This is a genomic window from Streptomyces sp. NBC_00310 (genome assembly GCF_036208085.1).
Classification (GTDB): Bacteria; Actinomycetota; Actinomycetes; order Streptomycetales; family Streptomycetaceae; genus Streptomyces.
Genome location: NZ_CP130714.1, coordinates 2,941,563 through 2,963,815 on the forward strand (window position 1 = coordinate 2,941,563; position 22,253 = coordinate 2,963,815).

The 22,253-nt window shown below is 71.9% G+C and carries 22 protein-coding genes and 1 pseudogene; 7 read left to right on the forward strand and 16 right to left on the reverse strand.

Features of this window, described 5'->3' with window-relative positions; genetic code table 11:
• Positions 1–121: 121 nt before the first annotated feature.
• Positions 122–724: pseudogene (locus OG202_RS12975) on the reverse strand (nucleotidyltransferase domain-containing protein); the annotation flags it as partial.
• Positions 725–1,009: 285 nt separating this feature from the next.
• On the opposite strand from OG202_RS12975, the gene OG202_RS12980 reads away from it, so the two are divergent.
• Together OG202_RS12980 and OG202_RS12985 are read left to right on the forward strand one after the other, a co-directional pair.
• Positions 1,010–1,189, forward strand: coding sequence for an SDR family NAD(P)-dependent oxidoreductase (locus OG202_RS12980; RefSeq protein WP_328222767.1), 180 nt, complete (start codon positions 1,010–1,012; stop codon positions 1,187–1,189).
• Between the two features lie 174 nt (positions 1,190–1,363).
• Positions 1,364–1,777 (forward strand): RidA family protein, encoded by a 414-nt coding sequence (locus OG202_RS12985; protein WP_328222768.1) that lies wholly within the window; start codon positions 1,364–1,366, stop codon positions 1,775–1,777.
• Between the two features lie 158 nt (positions 1,778–1,935).
• Here the strand turns inward: OG202_RS12985 and OG202_RS12990 are convergent, their stop codons facing one another.
• Both OG202_RS12990 and OG202_RS12995 read right to left on the reverse strand, forming a co-directional pair.
• On the reverse strand, positions 1,936–2,685 hold the full coding sequence (locus OG202_RS12990; protein ID WP_328222769.1) for an aspartate/glutamate racemase family protein: 750 nt from the start codon (positions 2,683–2,685) through the stop codon (positions 1,936–1,938).
• Between the two features lie 2 nt (positions 2,686–2,687).
• Entirely contained in the window at positions 2,688–4,196 is a 1,509-nt protein-coding gene (locus tag OG202_RS12995; RefSeq protein WP_328222770.1) for an NCS1 family nucleobase:cation symporter-1, read from the reverse strand.
• A gap of 194 nt (positions 4,197–4,390) precedes the next feature.
• Between OG202_RS12995 and OG202_RS13000 the strand changes: the two genes are divergently transcribed.
• Positions 4,391–5,104: a GntR family transcriptional regulator gene (locus tag OG202_RS13000; RefSeq protein WP_326583553.1), complete on the forward strand. Its 714-nt coding sequence runs from the start codon at positions 4,391–4,393 to the stop codon at positions 5,102–5,104.
• 537 nt (positions 5,105–5,641) lie between these two features.
• Here OG202_RS13000 and pip read toward each other — a convergent pair.
• Together pip and OG202_RS13010 are read right to left on the reverse strand one after the other, a co-directional pair.
• Positions 5,642–6,604, reverse strand: a complete 963-nt coding sequence (gene pip / locus OG202_RS13005) for a prolyl aminopeptidase (RefSeq protein WP_328222771.1) — start codon at positions 6,602–6,604, stop codon at positions 5,642–5,644.
• 75 nt (positions 6,605–6,679) lie between these two features.
• The gene (locus OG202_RS13010) at positions 6,680–7,411 is read right to left on the reverse strand and encodes a uracil-DNA glycosylase (protein ID WP_327730230.1); all 732 of its coding nucleotides are present in this window, start codon (positions 7,409–7,411) and stop codon (positions 6,680–6,682) included.
• Positions 7,412–7,474: 63 nt separating this feature from the next.
• Here OG202_RS13010 and OG202_RS13015 point away from each other — a divergent pair, with 63 nt between their 5' ends.
• Positions 7,475–7,987 carry an RNA-binding S4 domain-containing protein gene (locus tag OG202_RS13015; protein ID WP_327730229.1) on the forward strand — a complete coding sequence of 171 codons (513 nt, stop codon included), beginning with the start codon at positions 7,475–7,477 and terminating at the stop codon, positions 7,985–7,987.
• A 100-nt stretch (positions 7,988–8,087) separates the two neighbouring features.
• On the opposite strand, the gene OG202_RS13020 is transcribed toward OG202_RS13015, so the two are convergent.
• The 3 genes from OG202_RS13020 to OG202_RS13030 all read right to left on the reverse strand — a co-directional run bounded on the left by OG202_RS13020 (position 8,088) and on the right by OG202_RS13030 (position 10,488).
• Positions 8,088–8,555, reverse strand: coding sequence for a DoxX family protein (locus OG202_RS13020; RefSeq protein ID WP_327730228.1), 468 nt, complete (start codon positions 8,553–8,555; stop codon positions 8,088–8,090).
• Positions 8,556–8,687: 132 nt separating this feature from the next.
• Positions 8,688–9,380 (reverse strand): class I SAM-dependent methyltransferase, encoded by a 693-nt coding sequence (locus OG202_RS13025; protein WP_328222772.1) that lies wholly within the window; start codon positions 9,378–9,380, stop codon positions 8,688–8,690.
• 118 nt (positions 9,381–9,498) lie between these two features.
• Positions 9,499–10,488, reverse strand: coding sequence for an acyltransferase domain-containing protein (locus OG202_RS13030; protein WP_327730227.1), 990 nt, complete (start codon positions 10,486–10,488; stop codon positions 9,499–9,501).
• 92 nt (positions 10,489–10,580) lie between these two features.
• Here OG202_RS13030 and OG202_RS13035 point away from each other — a divergent pair, with 92 nt between their 5' ends.
• Positions 10,581–10,847 carry a DUF6343 family protein gene (locus OG202_RS13035; RefSeq protein WP_327730226.1) on the forward strand — a complete coding sequence of 89 codons (267 nt, stop codon included), beginning with the start codon at positions 10,581–10,583 and terminating at the stop codon, positions 10,845–10,847.
• 22 nt (positions 10,848–10,869) lie between these two features.
• Here the strand turns inward: OG202_RS13035 and OG202_RS13040 are convergent, their stop codons facing one another.
• The 5 genes from OG202_RS13040 to rpsA all read right to left on the reverse strand — a co-directional run bounded on the left by OG202_RS13040 (position 10,870) and on the right by rpsA (position 15,048).
• A complete protein-coding gene (locus OG202_RS13040; protein ID WP_327730225.1) occupies positions 10,870–11,250 on the reverse strand; it encodes a tetratricopeptide repeat protein in 381 nt (126 codons plus the stop codon).
• A 49-nt stretch (positions 11,251–11,299) separates the two neighbouring features.
• Complete coding sequence (coaE, locus tag OG202_RS13045) at positions 11,300–11,929, reverse strand: dephospho-CoA kinase (protein ID WP_326583545.1); 630 nt, start codon at positions 11,927–11,929, stop codon at positions 11,300–11,302.
• Positions 11,930–12,055: 126 nt separating this feature from the next.
• The gene (locus OG202_RS13050) at positions 12,056–12,994 is read right to left on the reverse strand and encodes a PAC2 family protein (RefSeq protein WP_327730224.1); all 939 of its coding nucleotides are present in this window, start codon (positions 12,992–12,994) and stop codon (positions 12,056–12,058) included.
• A gap of 251 nt (positions 12,995–13,245) precedes the next feature.
• Positions 13,246–13,404 (reverse strand): hypothetical protein, encoded by a 159-nt coding sequence (locus tag OG202_RS13055; RefSeq protein ID WP_326583543.1) that lies wholly within the window; start codon positions 13,402–13,404, stop codon positions 13,246–13,248.
• 141 nt (positions 13,405–13,545) lie between these two features.
• Positions 13,546–15,048, reverse strand: coding sequence for a 30S ribosomal protein S1 (gene rpsA, locus OG202_RS13060; protein WP_326583542.1), 1,503 nt, complete (start codon positions 15,046–15,048; stop codon positions 13,546–13,548).
• 317 nt (positions 15,049–15,365) lie between these two features.
• Between rpsA and OG202_RS13065 the strand changes: the two genes are divergently transcribed.
• A complete protein-coding gene (locus OG202_RS13065; protein ID WP_327732280.1) occupies positions 15,366–16,283 on the forward strand; it encodes a class I SAM-dependent methyltransferase in 918 nt (305 codons plus the stop codon).
• Positions 16,284–16,413: 130 nt separating this feature from the next.
• Positions 16,414–19,065: an ATP-dependent RNA helicase gene (locus OG202_RS13070; RefSeq protein ID WP_328222773.1), complete on the forward strand. Its 2,652-nt coding sequence runs from the start codon at positions 16,414–16,416 to the stop codon at positions 19,063–19,065.
• Positions 19,066–19,090: 25 nt separating this feature from the next.
• Here the strand turns inward: OG202_RS13070 and OG202_RS13075 are convergent, their stop codons facing one another.
• The 3 genes from OG202_RS13075 to OG202_RS13085 form a co-directional block, all read right to left on the reverse strand.
• Complete coding sequence (locus OG202_RS13075; protein ID WP_328222774.1) at positions 19,091–20,083, reverse strand: DUF3068 domain-containing protein; 993 nt, start codon at positions 20,081–20,083, stop codon at positions 19,091–19,093.
• Between the two features lie 21 nt (positions 20,084–20,104).
• A complete protein-coding gene (locus OG202_RS13080) occupies positions 20,105–20,239 on the reverse strand; it encodes an SPW_0924 family protein (protein WP_326583539.1) in 135 nt (44 codons plus the stop codon).
• Between the two features lie 167 nt (positions 20,240–20,406).
• On the reverse strand, positions 20,407–22,185 hold the full coding sequence (locus tag OG202_RS13085) for a lytic transglycosylase domain-containing protein (protein ID WP_328222775.1): 1,779 nt from the start codon (positions 22,183–22,185) through the stop codon (positions 20,407–20,409).
• Between the last annotated feature and the right edge of the window lie 68 nt (positions 22,186–22,253).

Consider the following 22,253-nt stretch of genomic DNA (forward strand, 5'->3'; position numbering starts at 1 on the left):
TGACCGAACGCGTACGAGTCCTTCGCCAGCTGGCGCCCCTCCGCCTCGAACCACATCTCCGACTCCCGGTCCGCCAGGATCGCGTAACGGGCCTTGTGGATGGCGATCAGCTCGTCGGCACGATGGCGCCGGCGACCTCGGTGAGGCGGCCCTTCGGGGCGTGGTTGGCCTTCGCGTACGCGAGGGTCGCGTGGGCGGTGCCGTGCCAGCGTTCGGCGGCGGCCGTACGGAGCTTCTCCGGGTAGGCGGCCGGGCGGGGCAGGTCGCCACGCAGGACTTGGTTGATGGCCGGCTCGGCCACGAGGAGGTAGCTGGGGATGCCGGCGAGGTGGAAGAGGAGGGGCTCCACGTGGAAGCGCCCTTCCTCGGCCTCGGCCAACTCCCGTTCGACGACGTCCAGATCGCGGTAGTGGACGTCGACCCGGCGGTCGTCGACGGTCAGCCAGGCGCCGCCGTTGAAGACGCCACCGCCCCAGCCGCCGATCTCGGAGACCTCGCCCTCCCAGCCGACAGCTCGCAGATCCGCCGGGTCGAACGGGCCTCGGTAGTAGACCGCCAGGTCCCAGTCACTGTCCGGGCCGTCCGTACCCTCCGCCCGGGAACCGCCGAGGGCGACGGCGCGGACAGTGGGGAGGCCGGCGAGGCGGTCGGCCACGTGATCGAGGAACGCGGGGCCGGAGAACTCCCGGCCGGGACCGTCCTCGGCCGAGGGCGTCCAGCCGATGAGCGTCCTGTCGGAGGGCACCGCTTCGCCACCCGTGCTCATCGCCCCTCCTGGTCCGCCGCCGTCGCTTTCCCGGCCCCCGGTGCGGTCAACTCCGGGCACACCGGCCCCCCTTGCTCGTCGTCGCCGTTCGCGTTCCCCACCGTACCGTCACGCCGTGCGCGGACCTGGTGGCCGACGAGGAGGGAGGCGGGACCTCCTTTCGAGCGTCAGACGGTGGCCGCATGTGTCCGCCCACGCCCGTGGTCCCGTGCGCATCCCTCGGGGCCGTCCGAACTGCGGTCTATGGTCGCCGACGTCCGTGACGCCGAGGGGGCGGAACTGGCGGCGGAGCTCGGCGGGCGATCGCGCTACCTGCCCCTGGACGTCACCGGCGAGGACGGCTGGCAGCGGACGGTGGCAGAGGTGGAACGGGATCTGGGCCCGGCGTCGGTGCTGGTGAACAACGCCGGGATCGCCGAATGAGGCTCGATGGAGGCAAGCGCGTGATCAAGGAGTGGGTCCGCCTCTCCGGTGAAGCGGACGTTCCAGTGGGATCGTTCTCGGCGCGTGCGGCGTGGTGCGCCGCCCCGAATCTCGGATGCGGTCGGAGCGGAGAACCCGCATGATCGACAGGTTGTCCTTCTACCGGGAGCAATCATGATCCAGCGCACCACGGTCCCCAGCCTTTTCACGCCACCCGTCTACGCGCACGCGTCCGTCGTCGAGGCCGGGACGAAGCTCGCCTTCCTCGCCGGTTCCGTCCCGCTGGACGCCGACGGGAAGCTGGTCGGGGAGGGCGATCCGGTACGGCAGGCCGAGCAGGTGCTGGCCAATCTCGGGGAGCAGCTGCGGGCGGTGGGCAGCGACTTCGCGCATGTCGCCTACACGGACGTATACGTCGTGAGCAGCGAGCCGGCTGTCCTGTCCGCCGTCTGGGACGTCGTGGAGGCCTCCGGCCTCAGCATCGGCCCCCACTCGTCGACCCTGCTCGGCGTGGCCTGCCTCGGCTACACGGGCCAGCTGGTGGAGATCACGGCGACAGCGGTGGTCCCGGAGTCCCCGGTTCCGTAAGGGGCCCGGGAACCGCGCCCCAGCCACCGCGAGCCCGCAGCCGCAAGCCGCCGACACCGACGCTGACGCCGACGCCGACGCCGACGCCGACGCCGACGCCGACACCGACGCTGACACCGACGCCGACGCCGACGCCGACGACAAGGAGGCACCACCCCTTACGGCGCCTCCGTCCCCTCTATCCCCCACGCACCCGATCCCCCGGCCCCCCAGCTCCTCCTCTTGGGCAACGGCTTCGCGTAACCCCCCGCCCGGCTGGTGGTCAGCCCCAGCGACACCAGGGACTCGGCGAGTTTCACGGCCGCCCCCACCCCGTCGACGACCGGCACCCCCAGCTTCTCCCCCACCGTCCGCTGCAGCCCGGTCATCCCGGCGCACCCCAGGATCAGCACCTCGGCCCCGGCGTCCCGGGCCCGTTGCCCGGCGGTGAGGAAGGCGCGGGTGGTGCGGTCGGCGTCGGCGAGGTCGAGGACACCGAGCCCGGTGCCGACGATCGCCGCGCAGTTGCGGCCGACACCGGCGGCGTCCAGGCTGTCCTCGATCTGCCCGCAGGAGCGTGCGAGCGTGGTGACGACGCCGTAGCGCCGTCCGAGCAGACAGGCGAGGTGGGCGGCGGCCTCGGTGATGTCGACGACGGGGACGTCCACCAGTTCGCGCGCGCCCTCGCGCCCGTGCTCGCCGAACCCGGCCATGACGACGGCGTCGTACGGCTCCTCGTAGGTCCGCAGGGTGTCGAGGACGGCGGCGGCGGACAGGTAGCTGTCGAGCCAGCCCTCCGCGGACTCGGGCCCCCAGGCGGGGGTCAGTCCGGTCACGGTGGTGCCCGGGCCTGCGGCGGCCCGGGCACCTCGGACGATCTCCTCGGTCATTCCCTGCGTCGTGTTGCAGTTCGTGACGACGATGCGCACGCTCAGCCCTCCACGGCCGCGGACCCGACAGCGCCGCCCGCACCGGCCGGCTCGGCAGCCGCGGGCTCCACCGCGGCCCGCTCGTCCCGGCACAGCACGGCGTACAGTCCGGCGGCCAGCGCCGTACCGATGAACCAGGAGTACGGCGCGACCGCGCTGAAGGTCGTGACCAGGGCGAGGACCGCCGAGACCGCGGCGGCCGGCAGGAACGCCCACAGGGCCTTGGGGTTGACACCCTTGCGGTAGTAGTAGCGGGAGCCGGGCTCGGCGTTGAAGAGTTCGTCGACGTCGATCCGGCCGCGCTTGACCCAGAAGTAGTCGAGCATGATCACGCCGAACAGCGGTCCGAGGAAGGCGCCCAGGCCGCCGAGGAAGTACTGCACGACCGTGGGGTTGGAGAAGAGGTTCCACGGGGTCACGACCAGCGCCGCGACCGTGCTGATCATGCCGCCGACCTTGAAGGTGATCTTCTGCGGCCAGACGTTGGCGAGGTCGTACGCCGGGGAGACGAAGTTGGCGACGATGTTGACGCCCATGGTGGCGATGGCGAAGGTCAGGGCGCCCAGGACGAGGATCCAGGTGTTGCCGATCTCGGCGACGAGGTGGGCCGGGTCGGTGATGGCCTTGCCGAAGACCTCGATCGATCCCGCTGTGACGATGACGGACACCACCACGAAGGCGGTCGAGTTGATGGGCAGGCCCCAGAAGTTGCCTCGCTTGACCGTCCGGTAGTCCGGCGCGAAGCGGGAGAAGTCGCAGAAGTTGAGCATCAGCGTGCCGTAGGTGGCGAGGACCAGCCCGATCGCGCCGAACCACTGCCGCCACTGCTCGCCGACGGAGACCGGGTTCGGGGTCGAGGTGAGGGAGATGGTCCAGCCGGCCTTGGCGAGGATCCAGACGGCCAGCGCGATCATGACGAGCCAGATGGCGGGACCGCAGAAGTCCTGGAACTTGCGGACCGACTCCATGCCCTGGCTGATGATCAGCGCCTGGACGAGCCAGAGGGCGACGAAGGTGATCCAGCCGAGCTGGTGCAGGCCGAGGAAGGAGTTGTGGGTCCAGGACTCCAGGCCCGGCCAGGCGGCCAGCAGCATGATGTTGACCGCGACGGACGCGAGGTAGGTCTGGATGCCGTACCACATGATGGCGATCACGGCCCGGATGAGGGCCGGGATGTTGGCGCCCCAGACGCCGAAGCTGATGCGGCTGACGACGGGGAAGGGCACGCCGTGGCGCTGCCCGATCTTCCCCATCCAGTTCATGCCGATGTAGATGATCACGAAGCCGACGAGCAGCGATGTGAACACCTGCCAGACGTTCATGCCGAGGACGAGCAGGCCCGCGGCGAACGTGTAGTTGCCGAGGTTGTGGACGTCGGACATCCACAGGGCGAAGAGGTCGAAGACCTTCCAGTTCCGCTTCTCGGCGGGGGCGAGGTCTTCGTTGGTGAGGCGGGGGTCGGGGACGAACGCTGTGGTGCCGGTGGCTTCGACACTGTCGGCGAGGGACACGGGGCCTCCAGGAGCGAGAGGAGACGAGGGTAGGTGGAGGGGACGGGTGCGGGACCGGCGTGGGGGACCAGGAGGGCACCTCGGGTTGTTTGGTATACCAAACTGCGCTCATACTCCTCCCGTCAACCGTTCGGACCGATGTCGCCGTGGTTAACGCCCCGTAAAACACCCTCCGAGTCGGCGAAGATTGCTCCATGAGCTCTCTTGCTCCGGAAGGAGCGAAGATCGAACCCCTCGGGGCGGTGCGCGAGCGCGTCCTGGGCACCCTGCGGCAGGACATCATCGCGGGACGCCTCCGCCCGGGCGACCGGCTGGTGGAGCGTGAGCTGGCCGACCGCTTCGGGGTCTCCCGGGTCCCGGTCCGTGAGGCGATCCGCGCACTGGTCGCCGAGGGCTTCGTCCTCTTCGAGACCCCGCGCCGCACGGTCGTCCGCCGTCTCACCCCGGCGGACGTGGCGGAACTCTTCGAACTGCGCGAGGCGCTGGAGGTGTACGCCGCAGGCCTCGCCGCCTCCCGCGCCACCCCGGAATCCCTCGCGGAGCTGTCGGCCCTGCTCGACCGGGCGGCGGAGGCGACCCGCGCCGGGGACGCCGAGACGATCACCGACGTCAACACCCGTTTCCACGACCGCATCCTCGCCCTGGCCGGCAACAGCCTGCTCATCTCCGTCATGGAGCCGGTCGACGGCCGCCTGCGCTGGCTGACCCGCCAGAACACCGAATGGCCCCAACTCCTCACCGAGCACCGTGAGTTGTTCGACGCCATCGCCTCCGGCGACCCCGACCGCGCCCGCGCGCACGCCCTCACCCACGTCCGCACCAACTACCGGTCGACCGTGCGGCACCTGTTCGGCGAGGACAGCGCCATCGGCACCTACGGCGAAGGAGGCACGGGCGGCGGGCCGTAACTCCGGTGCCCCGTGAGCACCGCTCCACCTGCACTCTGCCGACCGTCGGCCCGGGTGTGCGCCAGAGCGGTCAGGAAGTAGGCACGGTCAGCAGACGTGGGCGATTGAGCGGGGACCGCAAGCGTGGGCGTCGACGCACTCAAGGCAGCGGCGCGGAGCCCGAACAGTGGCCCGTGGGCAGCGGCGCGGCGCGCGGGCAGCGGCGCGCGGGCAGCGGCGCGGCGCGCGGGCAGTGGCGCGGCGGACCCCCCGCTGGACACTCCGTAACCCCCGTCACGGCACCGCACGTGGCGGACGCCGAGCGGATCGCGGGCGACTACGACGGCCGCACACCCGACAGCACCGGGCACATCGCGATGGTCGGGCAGGTCAGGAGGCTGGGGACACCGTGACCGGGGTGAAGAGCGGGGGCGACGCGGTACGCCGTCGAGGTCGTCGCCATGGCCCCGCCCCGCATGGCCCCTCTCGACGGGCCACGCCGTCTGCCCCCGGATACCGGACGCGCGTTCGGGACCGCCCCCGGCGTCCTCGCGTCCCTCAGCCCTTGGCGTACTTGTCCGTCGCCTCCACCAGCGCCGCCGCCAGGTCCGGCGCGCCCGCGTTGTGTCCCACGTCGTCGATGAGGACCAACTCGCTGCCGGGCCAGGCGTGGTGGAGGCGCCAGACGATGCCGAGGAGGTTGCCGGGGTCGAGGCTGCCCTGGACGAGGGTGCCCGGGATCCCGTTGAGCCGGGACGCGTCGCGCAGGACGGCTCCGTCGTCGCCGCCCTCGCCGAAGAAGTGGCCGTTGCCCCAGTAGTGGGTGACCGTGCGGGCGAAGGAGTAGCGGAAGACCGGGTCCTCGTAGCGTGGCACGGAGCGGGGCGGCTGCGCCGCGATGGCCGTCTCCCAGTCGGTCCAGGCGCGCGCCGCCCGGGCCCGTACCGCCGCGTCGGGCGACTCGAGCAGCCGGTTGTACGCGGCCGGCAGGTTCCCGTCCCGCTCGTCCTCGGGCAGCTCGGCCAGGAACCGTTCGAAGGCCTCCGGGAAGAACTGTCCGAGTCCCCTGGTCAGCAGGGCGACTTCGGCGTCGGACCCCGTGGCGACCCCCGTGAGGACCAGCTCCGTCACGGACTCCGGATGCGTCTGCGCGTACCGCAGGCCGAGCGCCGACCCCCACGACACGCCCCACACCAGCCACCGGACGATCCCCAGGTGCCGCCGCAACAGCTCCAGATCGGCGATCAGACGATCCGTCGTGTTGACGCTCATGTCGGTCTCGTACGCGCTCGCCGACGGCGTCGAACGTCCGCATCCGCGCTGGTCGAACAGGACGATCCGGTACGCCTCGGGGTCGAAGAGCCGGCGGAACCAGGCGTTCGCCCGGGACCCCGGCCCGCCGTGCAGCATGACAGCGGGCTTGCCCCGCGGATTCCCGCAGACCTCCCAGTACACGCGGTTGCCGTCCCCGACGTCGAGCATGCCGTGGTCGTACGGTTCGATCTCCGGGTAGAGGGGCATTGTGCGACCCTAACCGGCGTCCGACGGCTCGGCACCCGGCTTTGCGTCGGCCCGACCGCTCCCGGACCGCCCCGGCTACGGCGTGACGCCCAGCCCCGCCGACTTCCCCGCCGTACGCAGGACCTCGCGCAGCATGGCGGGGGTCAGCCGACCGGTGAAGGTGTTGCGCTGGCTCACGTGGAAGCAGCCGAAGAGGTCGAGCCCGTCGAGCGGCACGTGGGTGCCGTGGCCGAAGACGGGCCGGGGCCGGGGCACGTCCCACCCGGCCTCGGTGAGCGCGGGCAGCGCGGCCTGCCAGCCGAAGGCCCCGAGCACGACCACCGCCCGCAGCGTCGGCCGCAGCAGCTCCAACTCCCGGACCAGCCACGGCCGGCAGGTGTTCCGCTCCTCGGGCGTCGGCTTGTTCGCGGGCGGCGCGCAGTGCACGGGTGAGGTGATCCGTACGCCGTACAGCTCCAGTCCGTCGTCCACGGCGACGGCCGTGCCGCGCGAGGCCAGCCCCACGTCGTGCAGCGCCGCGTACAGCACGTCGCCCGAGCGGTCGCCGGTGAACATCCGCCCCGTCCGGTTCGCCCCGTGCGCGGCGGGGGCGAGCCCGACGATCAGCAGCGCGGCGTCGGGCGGCCCGAAGCCCGGTACCGGCCGCCCCCAGTACTCCTCGTCGGCGAACGCGGCCCGCCTGGTGCGCGCCACCTCTTCCCGCCATTCGACCAGCCGGGGACAGGCCCGGCACCCGGTGATCCGCGCATCGAGCGCGGCCAGCCCCGTGGCCTCGCCACCACCACCACCGCCGCTGCCACCGTCCATGGCTCCACGGTACGTCCGGTGATCGCCTCCCCTGTGCGGCCGGCCGGGAGCTAAGGTCGAGGCATGGCTTCTGAACGTACGGAGGAGCGGACGGGCGGTCCGGAGACCACGCAGCGTGGCTCCGACGGCTCGGCGGCGGCGTCCGCCGAGGCCGCCCGGCCGGCGAACGGCGAGACCGTGCGCATCGACAGCTGGGTCTGGTCCGTCCGCCTGGTCAAGACCCGCTCGATGGCCGCCACCGCCTGCCGGGGCGGCCATGTCCGCGTCAACGGGGAACGCGTCAAGCCCGCGTACGCGGTGCGCGTCGGCGACGAGGTACGGCTCCGCCAGGCCGGGGGCCACGAGCGGGTCGTCGTCGTCAAGCGTCTGATCCGCAAGCGGGTCGGCGCACCCGTCGCCGCCGAGTGCTACGTCGACAACTCCCCGCCGCCCCCGCCCCGCGAGGCCACCGCCCCCGCAGGCATCCGCGACCGAGGCACCGGCCGACCCACCAAACGCGACCGCCGCGATCTGGAACGCCTCCGGGGCCTGGCCGAGGCCGCGAACGCCGAGCGCCATCGCCGCGAGCCCGGGTAGGCGCGCCGACCGGCCGAGGACATCGCCGAGGGGCTTCCCGGTGGTCGTCGGGAAGCCCCTCGGCGATGCCCGCCCGCCCGCGCGAGCGTGGCCGCAGCCGTCACGCCCCCCGTCGCACCCATCGCCTCAGCCCGGCCACGTCCTGGCGCCGTACCCAGGCGATCAGGGCGAGCGGAACGATCAGGATGAGCGGTGTCGCCGCGTACTCCCCGTCGAAGGCGGTGATCTGCGTGATGAACGCCCCCACCATCAGCGCGCCCAGCGACACCGCCGCGACCGGGGCCAGCGCGGGGATCAACAGGCCGATGGCACCGGCCAGTTCGAGCGCACCGATGGTGTACATCCCCGCGCTGCCCCAGCCGAGCGTGTCGAAGGACTCCACGGCCGACGGGTGCGCGATCAGCTTGGGCAGCGCGCTCGCGAACGCGTAGAACAGCGCGAGCACGATCTGCAGCGCGCGCAGCGAGATCCGTGCGCCCTTGCTGCGAGGGGTGTCCTTCGTACCGGCGGCCGAAGTGGTGACGGCCGTGACGGGAGCGGAGGTGACGGGAGCGGTGGTCTCGGACATGGGTTCTCCTGTGCGAAGCGGTTCCGTGGTGCTGTCGCAGAGGTAGACCGGGGCACTCCCCCGAACTCATCGCCGCCCGCCGAACATTCACGCCGGGATCCCCGGCTCCCCCCGCGCCCCGCCGTCAGCCGCTCATCCCGCCGGCACCACCTTCACCCACACCCGGTCCTCCGTCAGATACCGGTCCACCCTCAGCCCCGCCTCCCCCAGCGCCTCCTCGAACTGCTCCTTGGTCAGCGGTCGCGCCCGGAACGTCTGGGTCCATTCGCCGTCCGGGAAGAAGTACTCCACGAACACCGAGTTGACCCCGTCCCCGACCGGTTCGGCCGAGGCCACGCGGATGGTGAAACCTCGGGGGTCGACCCGCTCCCGGGGCACGTTCGTGTGGTAGTCCTCACCCTCGCGCTGGATCAGCACGAAGCCGTCGTCCGCGACATGCCGCAGACAGGTCGCGAGCATCCCGCGCCGCACCTCGGCGTCCCCGGTATGGACGAGGAACGACGCGAGCAGCACCACGTCGAACTTCTCGCCCAGGTCGAGCTCCTCGATCGGGGCGCATATCGTGCGGGCCCCCCGCACCCGTTCCAGCATCTCCGCCGACTCGTCGACGGCCGTGACGGTGAACCCCCGCTCGATCAGGGGGTGCGTCATACGGCCCACCCCGCTGCCCAGTTCGAGCATGCGCGCACCCGCGGGTGCCACGCCCGCGATCACCTCCGGCTCGTCCCCCACCGGCAGCCGCGCGTACAGCTCGACCGCGCAGCCGTCCGGGGTGATGGCGCCGGATCCGGTCCCCTCGTATCCCTCACGCATCTGAATGCTCATATCCGTCCAACGGCCGGGCGGACACGGGCCGTTCCTGTCACCCATCACCCGATGGGGTGAACATGACCGCCACTCCGCGCCACTCCGCGCCGGTCGCGCCGGTCGCGCCGGTCGCACCTCACCAGGGGAACCACCCGTGCCCGCTGTACCAGTGCCCACCCGCGCGCAGATGGTCGGCGACGGCCCGTTCCAGACGCGTGCCGCGCGGCAATGACTCCACCGGCAGGTCCGGGTCCCCGAACACGAAGCGGATCGGCAGGTCGTCCTCGGGTTCGCCGTTGCCGCGGGCGACCCGGAACCGGTCCTGGAACCGGACGATGTTGGAGTCCGCCGGCAGGTACCGCTTCAACTGCGGGTCGAGGAGCCAGGAGTGGCAGCAGCCCGCCGTGTAGCTCTCCTCGGGGAAGTGCCGCGCGAAGAAGGCGCGGGCCGACGCCAGCGACCGGTCACAGGCCTCCGGTGACAGGGGTCCGGCGTAGTCGGGTATGTGCAGGTCGAGGCACGGGTCCCCGGGCCGCAGCGCGAGGCCGGCCGCCGCCAGCGCGACACCCTCGCGTCCGCCCATCCGCGACCGCTGGTACTGGAGCCGGCCGAGCTGGAACAGCTCTCCGTGGAAGTGCAGCGAGAACCAGGTCGGCGCCATGAGCCCGCCCACGCCGTACCGCCGGCGGTGCAGCACCAGGCCGCGGCCGAGGTCCGCGAGGGTGCGCCGGGAGATGTCCTCGGGGATGCCGCGCTCGCGGTGGTACGCGCGCACGTACGGCAGGGCCGCGACGAGGACGTACACGTGGAAGTAGCGGCCGAGCGGCCCCGACTCCAGCGGGAGCGGCAGGAGCCTCAGCCCCTTGCCGATCTTCCCCATGTCCCGCACGAGACCGTCGACGCACCGCCCGAGCAGCCAGGCCGCGCCCTCGTCGGCCGTCAGCGCGCGGCTCAGCGCGACCAGGTCGTTGACGTCCTCGTACGGCACGGCGAGGTCCCCCAGCACAGCCGGCAACTCGTCGGCGTCCGGCAGCCGCGCCTCCGCTCCCGGGGCGCTCTCGCTCTCCTCCAGGCCCTTCAGCCAGTCGGCGAGCCTCTCCTCCGCCCGTACCGCGTCCAGCAGCACCGTCGCCTCCCCCTCGCACCCATCGGTCCCCTGGAGAACGCTCGGGACGGAGAGTACGTTTCCGAGTAGGACGACCAGGAAGCGGCGATCCGATGCGTACCGGCAGTGAACCGACGACAGCGCGCAGTCCCCTGCGGATGCGGCTCTGGCTGAGCGTCTGGGGCCTGATCTGGGCGATCGCCGGAACAGTGGCCTTCGCTTTCGCCGGCCGCCCGGGCTGGGCCGCCGCCTGCGGGGTGCTGTGGCTGATCGTCACCGTCGACCTGACGATGATCCTGCGCCACATCCGCCAGGGCCCGCACTACCAGCCGGGCCGCGACGTCCCGCCGTACCAGCCGCCGAGGCACCACCATCCGTAGCGGCACGCGGCGCCCTTGTCCGTCAGGAGTCGAACCGTGCCGCTTCCAGGTACTGCGGGTTCGGGTCGAGGGCCGCGGCGAGCCGGAAGTGGCGTTTGGCCTGATCGTCGCGGGCCTGGCGCTGATAGGTGCGGGCGAGGGCGAAGTGCGCGAACGCGTTGTCCGGCTCGCGCTCCAGGACGATGGTGAACTCCAGCTCGGCGGGCCGCAGTTGGGCTGCGGCGAAGAAGGCGCGGGCGCGCAGCAGCCGGGCTGCCGTGTTCTCGGGGTGCTCGGCTATGACTCGGTCGAGCAGCTTCACCGCGCCCCGCGGGTCTCGCGCGGCGAGCAGCTGCTCGGCGGCGCGGAAGTCGATGACGTGCGTCTCCGGAGTGCGTCCGGTGGAACCGCTGATCTCGGGCACGGCTGAGTCCTTCCCTCGCTGCGACGGTTCAACGCCCCCCGAGCCCCCGCTATTCCTGCGCGTGTTCGGATCCCGCCCGGGCCGCGTGGGCCCGACGCACGAGGTCCGCCCATACCTCCCGGACCCGTCGCCGCAGGTCGTCCAGGGGTACGTCGTTGTCGATGACGATGTCCGCGATCTCCAGCCGCTTCTCGCGGGTCGCCTGGGCGGCCATGCGCGCGCGTGCGTCCTCTTCGGTCATGCCACGCAGCCGGACGAGGCGGTCGAGCTGGGTGTCGGGGGACGCGTCCACGACGACGACCAGGTCGTACAGCGGGGCGAGGCCGTTCTCGGTGAGCAGGGGGACGTCGTGGACGACGACGGAGTCCTCGGCGGCGGATTTCTCCAGCTCTCCGGAGCGGGCGCCCACCAGGGGGTGCACGATCGCGTTCAGCGCGGCGAGCTTCTCCGGGTCCGCGAACACGATGGAGCCCAGCTTGGGGCGGTCCAGGCCGCCGTCCGGCGCGAGCACGCCCTCGCCGAAGGTCTCGACGACCGCCGCGAGCCCGGGCGTGCCCGGTGCGACGACCTCGCGCGCGATGCGGTCCGCGTCGATCAGCACGGCGCCGCACTCCACGAGCAGCCGCGACACCTCGCTCTTGCCGGCGCCGATACCGCCGGTGAGACCCACTTTCAGCATGCCCGGCAGCTTAGGCCCTGCCGCTGACAGAGCTGTGGGAGACCCTGGTTTCCGAGCCTGTGACAGCTCGGAGAGCAAGGCCTCCCACAGCCCCGGAGACGACTCCGGAAGCGGGCTCGGGAGGGCTCAGCCCTCGCCTTCCCGCTCGGCCAGGAACTTCTCGAACTCGCGCCCGATCTCGTCGGCGGAGGGGATGTCGACGGGCTCGGCGAGCATGTTGCCCCGCGTCTCCGCGCCCGCGGCGGCGTCGTACTGGTGCTCCAGGCCCTGCACGAGGGCGACCAGTTCCTCGTCGCCCTCACGGATCTGCCGGTCGATCTCCGTCTGCGTGCGGTGCGCCTCCGTGCGCAGGGCGTGGGCGACGGAGGGCAGCACCAGGCCGGTGGCGGCCGTGACGGCCTCCAGGACGGTCAGGGCGGCGTCCGGGTAGGGCGAGCGGGCGATGTAGTGCGGCACGTGCGCGGCGACGCCCAGCACGTCGTGTCCGGCCTCCGTGAGGCGGTACTCCACGAGGGACTCGGCGCTGCCGGGCACCTGTGCCTCCTCGAAGGGGCTGCGGTGACCGGGGACCAGTTCGGCCCGGTTGCCGTGCGGGGTGAGGCCGACCGGGCGGGTGTGCGGCACACCCATGGGAATGCCGTGGAAGTTCACCGAGAGGCGTACGCCGAGCCGCTCCACGATCTGCTGGACGGCGGCCGCGAAGCGCTCCCACTCCACGTCCGGCTCGGGGCCCGACAGCAGCAGGAAGGGCGCTCCGGTGGCGTCCTGGACGAGCCGCACCTCCAGCGTCGGCTCCTCGTACTCGCTCCAGCGGTCGCGCTTGAACGTCAGCAGCGGGCGGCGCGCCCGGTAGTCCACGAGCCGGTCGTGGTCGAAGCGGGCCACCACCTGGTGGGGCAGTGTGCCGAGGAGCCGTTCGACGATCTGGTCGCCCGTCTCACCCGCGTCGATGTATCCGTCGAAGTGGTAGAGCATGACAAGTCCCGCCGACTCCTGGGCGAGCGCCATGTCGACGACGGCCAGGCCCTTCGGCTCCCATGCGTACAGACTCTGCGGATCAAGCACTGTGACCGCTCCTCCTCGTGTTCCTCCTCCACAACGCGGGACGGGGGCCGGGCATTCCCGCGCACCGCCCCCCGAATGCCGTATGTGCCACTGAGCACCGCTCCACGCGCGCGTGGAGCGGTCTCACGGCCTTCCGGGCGGACTCGAACCGCCGGGACCGCCGGGACCGTCGGGACCGTCGGGGACGTCGGGACCGTCGGGGACGTCGGGACCGTCGGGGACGTCGTCGTGCCGGTCCCCGCCCTCGTGCGTCAGGGTGTCGCCCAGTCGTCCGAAGTCCTGGAGAGCTCGACGGGCCGTTCCCGGTCCTCGGCCGTCAACTCCGCGTCCGGAGCGCCCTTGTCGGTGGCCTCGGCGATCAACTCCGGGACACGGCCGTGGACATCGGCCTTCGCGGTCCGGTACCGCACCGGTTTCGTCAGGCCGGTGACGCGTCGAGGAGGTACGCGTCGGCATCGGCGTTCCCCGGCCGCGCCCGGACGCACTTCGGGCCCGCATCCGAGGTGGATGCGGGCCCGAAGTGCTATCGGCTAAGCCTCAGCGGTGAGCGTTCAGCTCTGGCCGCCGGCCAGCTTCTCGCGCAGGGCAGCCAGGGCCTCGTCCGAAGCGAGGGCACCGGAGGTGTCCGCACCCTCGGAGGAGTACGAGCCGCCGCCACCGCCCGCGGCCGGAGCCGCACCCGCGGCGTCGCCGCCCTCGGCCGCGGCAGCGGCGTCGGCCTCGCGGGACTTGATGACCTGGGCCTGGTGCTGCTCGAAGCGCTGCTGCGCCTCGGCGTACTGGCCCTCCCAAGCCTCGCGCTGGGTCTCGTAGCCCTCGAGCCAGTCGTTGGTCTCGGGGTCGAAGCCCTCGGGGTAGATGTAGTTGCCCTGGTCGTCGTACGACGCGGCCATGCCGTACAGCGTCGGGTCGAACTCGACCGAGGCCGGGTCCGAACCGAAGGACTCGTTGGCCTGCTTCAGCGAGAGGCTGATGCGACGACGCTCGAGGTCGATGTCGATGACCTTGACGAAGATCTCGTCGTTGACCTGGACGACCTGCTCCGGGATCTCCACGTGGCGCTCGGCCAGCTCGGAGATGTGGACCAGACCCTCGATGCCCTCGTCCACGCGGACGAACGCACCGAACGGAACCAGCTTCGTGACCTTGCCGGGCACGACCTGGCCGATCTGGTGGGTCCGGGCGAACTGCTGCCACGGGTCTTCCTGGGTCGCCTTCAGCGACAGGGAGACACGCTCGCGGTCCATGTCGACGTCGAGGACCTCGACGGTGACTTCCTGGCCGACCTCGACAACCTCGGAGGGGTGGTCGATGTGCTTCCAGGAAAGCTCGGAGACGTGGACGAGACCGTCGACGCCACCGAGGTCCACGAACGCACCGAAGTTGACGATCGAGGAGACGACGCCGGAGCGGACCTGGCCCTTCTGCAGGGTCGTGAGGAAGGTCTGACGGACCTCGCTCTGGGTCTGCTCCAGCCAGGCGCGGCGGGACAGGACCACGTTGTTGCGGTTCTTGTCCAGCTCGATGATCTTGGCCTCGAGCTCCTTGCCCACGTAGGGCTGGAGGTCGCGGACACGGCGCATCTCGACGAGGGAAGCCGGCAGGAAGCCACGGAGGCCGATGTCGAGGATGAGACCACCCTTGACGACCTCGATGACGGTGCCGGTGACGATGCCGTCCTCTTCCTTGATCTTCTCGATGGTGCCCCAGGCGCGCTCGTACTGGGCGCGCTTCTTCGAGAGGATCAGGCGGCCTTCCTTGTCCTCCTTCTGGAGAACAAGGGCCTCGATCTCGTCGCCGACCTTGACGACCTCGTTCGGGTCGACGTCGTGCTTGATCGAGAGCTCGCGGCTCGGGATGACACCTTCGGTCTTGTAACCGATGTCGAGCAGGACCTCGTCCCGGTCGACCTTCACGATGACGCCGTCGACGATGTCGCCGTCGTTGAAGTACTTGATCGTCTCGTCGATCGCGGCGAGGAAAGCTTCCTCGTTACCGATGTCGTTGACCGCAACCTGCGGGGTGGTGGCGGTGGTCTCGGTGCTGCTCGTCATGTGGGAAAGGGCTCCGGTGCGGACATTGAAGTCGTAGGTACTGCTACGCCGGGAGCCGGTATCGCTCTGAAGAAGCCGGACAGCCAATGAAGCGCCACATGACATGAAGCCGGTGGCGCCTCGAAAACCGAGGGGACATACGACAGATGCGAGCGCAGCCTGCTACGTCTGAGGTGCGCAGGCCCGCAGCGCAACTTGTAGCATACGGGGGCAGCCAGGCAGGGTCAATGCGCGAAGGCGCACACCCGGGGCGGAACGCCGCATACCCGGCACAAAACCTGTCCCTTGAGGCCACGCAGGCCTGCGAGACCCCTTTCGTGACACCACCGGAGCGGGTCGCGCCACGCAGGTTACGGAAGAGTACGACGAGGGAGCCGATCATCCAAGAGTCCGAAGTACACGAAGCCGTCGAGGTCCACGGGGCCCCCGGTTCACCCGAGGCCGACGAAGCGGAGGCCACTCGGCGCGACGCCGGAGTGACGGAGAGTTCCCGGGCCAACCGGGGCTGGTGGGACCGCAACGCCGACGAGTACCAGATCGAGCACGGCACGTTCCTCGGCGACGACCGGTTCGTGTGGAGCCCGGAAGGGCTCGACGAGGTCGAGGCGGAGCTGCTGGGGCCGCCCGAGGAGCTGAAGGGCAAGGACGTCCTGGAGATCGGGGCCGGGGCCGCGCAGTGCTCGCGCTGGCTGACCGCCCAGGGTGCCCGTCCGGTCGCCCTGGACCTCTCCCACCGTCAGCTCCAGCACGCCCTGCGCATCGGCGGATCGTTCCCCCTGGTGTGCGCCGACGCCGGCGACCTGCCCTTCGCGGACGGCTCCTTCGACCTGGCGTGCTCGGCGTACGGGGCGCTGCCCTTCGTCGCCGACCCCGTGCGGGTACTGCGGGAGGTCCGCCGCGTTCTGCGCCCCGGTGGCCGCTTCGTCTTCTCGGTGACCCATCCGATCCGCTGGGCCTTCCCCGACGAGCCCGGCCCGGAGGGTCTGTCCGTCTCCGGCTCCTACTTCGACCGGACGCCCTATGTGGAGCAGGACGAGGAGGGGCGGGCCGTGTACGTGGAGCACCACAGGACGATCGGCGACCGCGTCCGGGACGTCGTGGCGGCGGGCTTCCGGCTGGTCGACCTGGTCGAGCCGGAGTGGCCCGCCTGGAACAGCTCCGAGTGGGGCGGCTGGTCTCCGCTGCGCGGGAACCTGATCCCGGGCACGGCGATCTTCGTGTGCGAGCGGGACTGACACGACAGCGGGCCCGGCGGACGAGAAGAAGGACGACAAGGACGACAAGGACGATAAGGAAGGCGACGAGGAGCAAGGAAGGGGCACGCGCGCGTAGAGGGTGTTTTCGGGGGCGTACGACACTGGGGGCGTGATCCGTTACGACGCCCTGGACGCGCTGCCCGTGCGCGATGCCCTGCCCGCTCTGGACGACGCCCTGGAGGGACACGGCACCGCCGTCCTTGTCGCGCCGCCAGGGACGGGCAAGACGACGCTGGTGCCGCTGGCCCTGGCGGGGCTGCTGGACGGCGGGCCGGTACGACGCGTGGTCGTCGCCGAGCCTCGGCGGATCGCGGCACGGGCGGCGGCGCGGCGGATGGCGTGGCTGCTGGGCGAGAAGGTCGGCGGGAGCGTCGGCTACACCGTGCGCGGCGAACGGGTCGTGGGCAGGCACGCGCGCGTGGAGGTCGTCACGACCGGTGTCCTGCTGCAACGGTTGCAGCGGGACCAGGAGTTGCCGGGCGTCGACGTCGTCGTGCTCGACGAGTGCCATGAACGGCATCTGGACGCGGACACGGTGGCGGCGTTCCTGCTCGACGTGCGTGCGGCGCTGCGGCCCGAGCTGCGGCTGGTGGCGGCGTCGGCGACGACGGACGCGGAGGGCTGGGCACGGCTGCTGGGCGGGGCGCCGGTGGTCGCGGCGGAGGGGGTGTCGTACCCCGTCGAGGTGGTGTGGGCGCCGCCGTCCCGTCCGGTCCGGCCGCCGCACGGGATGCGGGTGGACCCGGCGGCGCTGACGCATGTGGCGTCGGTGGTGCGGCGGGCGCTGGCCGAGCGGCAGGGGGACGTCCTCTGCTTCCTGCCGGGGGTGGGCGAGATCGCGCGCGTGGCCGGGCAGTTGGGCGGGCTGGGTGACCTGGACGTGCTGCAGGTGCACGGGCGGGCGCCGGCCGCCGTGCAGGACGCGGTGCTGGCGGGCGGGGAGCGGCGTCGGGTGGTGCTGGCGACGTCGGTGGCCGAGTCCTCGCTGACGGTGCCCGGGGTGCGGGTGGTCGTCGACTCCGGGCTCGCGCGGGAGCCCCGCGTCGACCACGCGCGGGGGCTCAGCGCGTTGACGACGGTACGGGCCTCGCAGGCGGCCGGGAGGCAACGGGCCGGGCGGGCCGGGCGGGAGGCCCCCGGCGCGGTCTACCGGTGCTGGGCGGAGGCCGAGGACGCCCGTCTGCCGCGCTTCCCCTCGCCGGAGATCAAGGTGGCCGACCTGACCGCGTTCGCCCTCCGGGCGGCGTGCTGGGGCGACCCGGACGCCTCCGGGCTCGCCCTCCTGGACCCTCCCCCGAGCGGGGCGATGGCGGCGGCCCGGAACGTCCTCTCCGCGATCGGCGCGGTCTCCCCCGCCGGGCACGCCACGGAACGCGGCGCCCGCATGTCCCGCCTCGGCCTCCACCCCCGGCTGGCCCGCGCCCTCCTGGACGCGACGCCGCTGGTGGGGGCCGAGCGCGCGGCCGAGGTCGTCGCGCTGCTGAGCGAGGAGCCCCCGCGGGAGTACGGCGACGACCTGGCCGCCGCGCTACGGACCGCCAGGCGCGGGGGCGACGCCTACGCGGCCCGCTGGCGCACCGAAGCCCGACGCCTGCGGTCCGCGTCGGCGCCCGCGCCTCCGGCGCGGCCCCTTCCCCACTCGGAACCCACCCATGACGCCTTCCCGGGCGAACCGAGCGCCGATGCTCCGTCGGGCCGGCGGAAGACCGACGAGCGGGGCGGTGGCGGGGGGTTCGGCGAGCGGTCCTCCGCCGAGGCGGCCGGGGCGGGTGCGTGGGCCGGTGCCGGGGATGAGCGGGTTGCCGGGGTCGTGGCGGCGTTGGCGTTTCCGGAGCGGGTGGCGCGGGCCGACAGGGGGGCGTATCTGATGGTGTCCGGGACCCGGGCCGAGGTGGGGGAAGGCTCCGGGTTGCGCGGGGTGCCCTGGATCGCCGTGGCTGTCGCCGACCGGGCGGTGGGGGCGGGGCACGCGCGCGTGCGGCTCGGGGTCGCCGTCGACGAGGGGGTCGCTCGGGAGGCGGCCGGGAACCTGTACAGCCGGGGCGAGGAGGTCGCGTGGCGGGACGGGGACGTCGTGGCGCGGCGGGTGGAGCGGCTGGGGGCCGTGGAGTTGGCGGTGCGGCCGTTGCGGGAGGCGGCGCCCGGGCTCGTACGGGAGGCGTTGCTGGAAGGGCTGCGGGTCGAGGGACTCGGGCTGTTGCGGTGGTCCGAGGATGCGGCGCGGTTGCGGCAGCGGCTCGCGTTCCTGCGGGAACAGCTCGGCTCGCCCTGGCCCGATGTGTCCGACAGTGCCCTGCACGCGCGCGTGGAGGAGTGGTTGGAGCCCGAGTTGAGCCGGGCCCGGCGGCGGGCCGACCTCGGGCGGATCGATGCCGGGGAGGGGCTCAGGCGGCTGTTGCCGTGGGCCGACGGGGACGCCGTACGGCTGGACGAGCTCGCGCCGGAGCGGATCGAGGTGCCGAGCGGGTCCCGGATCCGGGTCGACTACACGCGGCCCGAACAGCCGGTGCTGGCGGTGAAGTTGCAGGAGATGTTCGGGCTGCGGGAGTCGCCCGCGCTGGCCGGGGTGCCCGTGCTGGTGCATCTGCTGTCCCCCGCCGGGCGGCCCGCCGCCGTCACCGCCGATCTCGCCTCGTTCTGGAAGGACGGGTACAGGGCCGTACGGGCGGAGCTGCGCGGGCGGTATCCCCGGCATCCGTGGCCGGAGGACCCGGCGACGGCCGAGCCGACGCGGTACACGAACGCGCGGCTCAGGCGCTGACCGACCCGGTACACGAACGCGCGGCTCAGGCGCTGACCGGCTCGGACGCCGGGGGCCTGCTGGACTCCGGTTCGCCGGGCCCGCGGCCGCGGGCCTCGACGTAGAGGGAGAGGGCGAGGAGCAGGATGCCCAGGCCGAGGAAGCCCCAGGGCAGGTAGGCGGTCATGAGGAGGACGAGGAGACGCTGGGACTCGACCAGGTCGACGGTGTGCTCGATGTAGTCCTCGCGCATCTTCACGTGGCCGGCGAAGGCGGTCACCTTCTCGCGGTCGCCCAGCAGCGTGCCGCCGCGGAGTTCCTCCTTGTGGATCTCCTCGCCGTAGACGGGGGCCCCGGTGACGGGCTCCACCCAGAACTTGCGGACCGTGGTGTACCAGCGGGTCGTGCCCGTCCCGGCGACCGTCTCCCGGGTGATGCCCTCGACGGGCATGGTCCGGGGGAAGGGCACCTCGGTCCACGGGATGGTCTGTTCGAAGTAGTAGACCTCGACGCCGCGGAAGTCCTGGGTGCCCTTGTAGTGGATGGGGGCGGTGATCCGGGCCTGGGCGTCGAAGTACTCGTAGTCCCTCTTCTCCGTGAGGAAGGGCCACTTGAATTCCAGCCCCTCCCGCTTCACGGGGTCGCCGTCGACCATCTCGCCCTTGGCGTGCACGGGTTCCTGGGTGTGGGCGTCGAAGATGTAGCGCTCGGGGATCCTGGAGACCATCTCGCCGTCGGGGCCCTGGACGTACGACAGGCCGTCCCAGACGACGACGTCCCGGTCGGTCCTCTTCTCGATGTCCTCGGAGGCCTCCACGTTGCCCTTGAGGGTCTGCACGATGGTGACCTTCGGGACCGTCCGCGCGGTCATCGTGCCGTAGTCGAGGAGGGTGGCGTCCTTCGCCTCCAGGACCATGTCCTGGTACTGGTTCGCCGGGATCTTGGCCTGGTTCGGGAAGACGTACCAGCGCAGCAGTGGGGACAGCGCGGTGAAGAACACGGCGAGCGCGAGCAGGATCAGTCCGGTCCTCCGGCGCATCTCGGCCTCCCTCCCTGGCGGCTATGGATGTGCGGGGACGGTCGTCAGCAACGGCTTCGGTGACGTCTCCCCCGTCGGTGAGCCCAGCGCCGTGATCGTGAACGCCAGGGCGAAGGCGAGGGCGAGACCGGTCGCGGCTGCGATCAGGACGCGCATACGGACCTCCCGACTACGGGCCTTCCGACAGGAACTGATAGTTCGTCAGGTCCGGCACCGTAGCAACGGCCGGGCGAGATGAGAACACGTCGCGCACACAACAACGGCGGCGCCCCTCTCGGAAGAGGAGCGCCGCCGTGGGCCGCAGTACGGACGGCCGGTGTCGGCTAGGACTCGCTGGGGCTCGGTGTCACCGGCTCGGTCGGCTCGGCCGTCTCGGCCGGCGCCTCCACCTTCAGTTCGAGGGTGAGGGTCGCGCCGCCCTCGGTCTCGACGCGGAGCAGGAACGTGCCGGTGGCGTCGTCCGAGAAGAGCTTCGGGAGCTTGAGGAGGCCGCCCGCGTCGGTCTCCAGGGCCAGGGTCCGGACGGGCTTGCCGTCGGCGCCCTTGAAGTAGGGGCCCTTGTCGTTCTCGGTGACGTCGAGGAGCGACTTGATGAGGGTCGCCTTGACCGCGACCTTGTCCGCGATCTCGCCCCGGTAGGTGGCCTTGACCTCGACCTGCTCGGCGAACTCCCCGTTCGGCACGCAGGTCAGCGCGGTGGTGCCGGTGCGGGCGAGGGCGTCGGCCTGACGGGCGGTGACGGTGACCTTGTGGTCGAGGGCGGCCACGGACCGGCCCACGACGGTGGCGCGGATGGTGACGGCACCGGTCTTCTCGCCGGCCACGAGCGCGGGGGCGGTGGCCTTGCCCGTGCTGTCGGTGATGATGGTCGCGAACTTCTCGCCACCGGCGAAGGCGGTGTCCGTGTCGCCGATGACGGAGAAGCGGACCCGGACCTTCGCCACGGCCTTGCCCGCCTTGGTCTCCGTGCGCGCGACGAGCTTGCCGGTGAAGGTGTCACCGGCCATGGCCGTCAGGTTCGAGGGGCCCGCGTTCTCCAGGTGGTGCACCGTGTCGGTGGGCGTGCCCGGCGTCGAGGGCGGGGGGGTGGTCGGCGGGGGCGGGGTGGTGCCGCCGCCCGGCTCGTTGGTGGGCGGCTTGTTCCCCTTCGGCGGCGTGGGCTTGGGACTCGGCGTGGAGCCATCGTTGCCGTTGCCCTTGCCGTTTCCGCCACCGCTGTTGCTGTTGCTGTTGCCGGTTCCTGTGCCGGTGCCGGTGCCGGTGCTGTTGCCGCCGCTCGGCGTCTCGGGCAGGGAGCCGGTGCCGTCCGGGATCTCGTGGGTGCCCTTGCGGTAGTGCTCCAGCCACGACATGACGGTGTTGTAGTACTCCGTCGAGTTGTTGTAACTGAGGATCGCGCTCCGCAGGTTCGCGCTGTTCGACAGGTCCCAGTCGAAACGGCACAGGTAGTTGCCGGCCGCGAGGGCGGCGTCGTAGATGTTGTTGGGGTCCTTGGCGCCGTCGTCGTTGCCGTCGCGGGCCGCCCACTCCCAGGTGGAGGGGATGAACTGCATGGGGCCGACCGCCCGGTCGTGCCTGCTGTCGCCGTCGTAGGCGCCGTTGTCGGTGTCGCTGATGTTCGCGAAGCCGTTGCCGTTGAGCTGGGGGCCGAGGATCTTGCCGATCGTCGTGCCCTCGGCGTCGACCCGGCCGCCGCGGGCCTGCCCGGACTCGACCTTGCCGATGGCGGCGAGGAGCTGCCAGGGCAGATTGCAGCCGGGCTTGGACTCGCGCAGGGACGCCTCGGCCTTCTTGTAGGCGTCGAGGACGGTCGCGGGTATGCCGCTCTCGGAGCCGCCGGTCGTGCCCGACGTGCCGCCCGGGCCCGTCGTCGGGGTGGGGCTGTCGAGGGGCGGAAGGTCGGTGTAGTACTGCGAGTTGCCCGAGGCGGTGTCGTCGGCCCGGGTGGTCATGTCCGGCGAGGGCGCGCCCGCGGTCTGTCTGCCCGCGCTGTCGGTGGTCACTCCCGGGGCCTGGGAGGCGGCCAGCGCCGCTACCGTGGCCGCGGCCAGGGCGGTCGTGGCCGCCCCCTTGCGGAGCCTCAAACCGAACTGCGCCGCCATTGAGTGAACCCCTCCCCGGTGGTCGAACGCGTTGGCGTTCATTCCGTTTACTGATGTGTCGGGCTTTT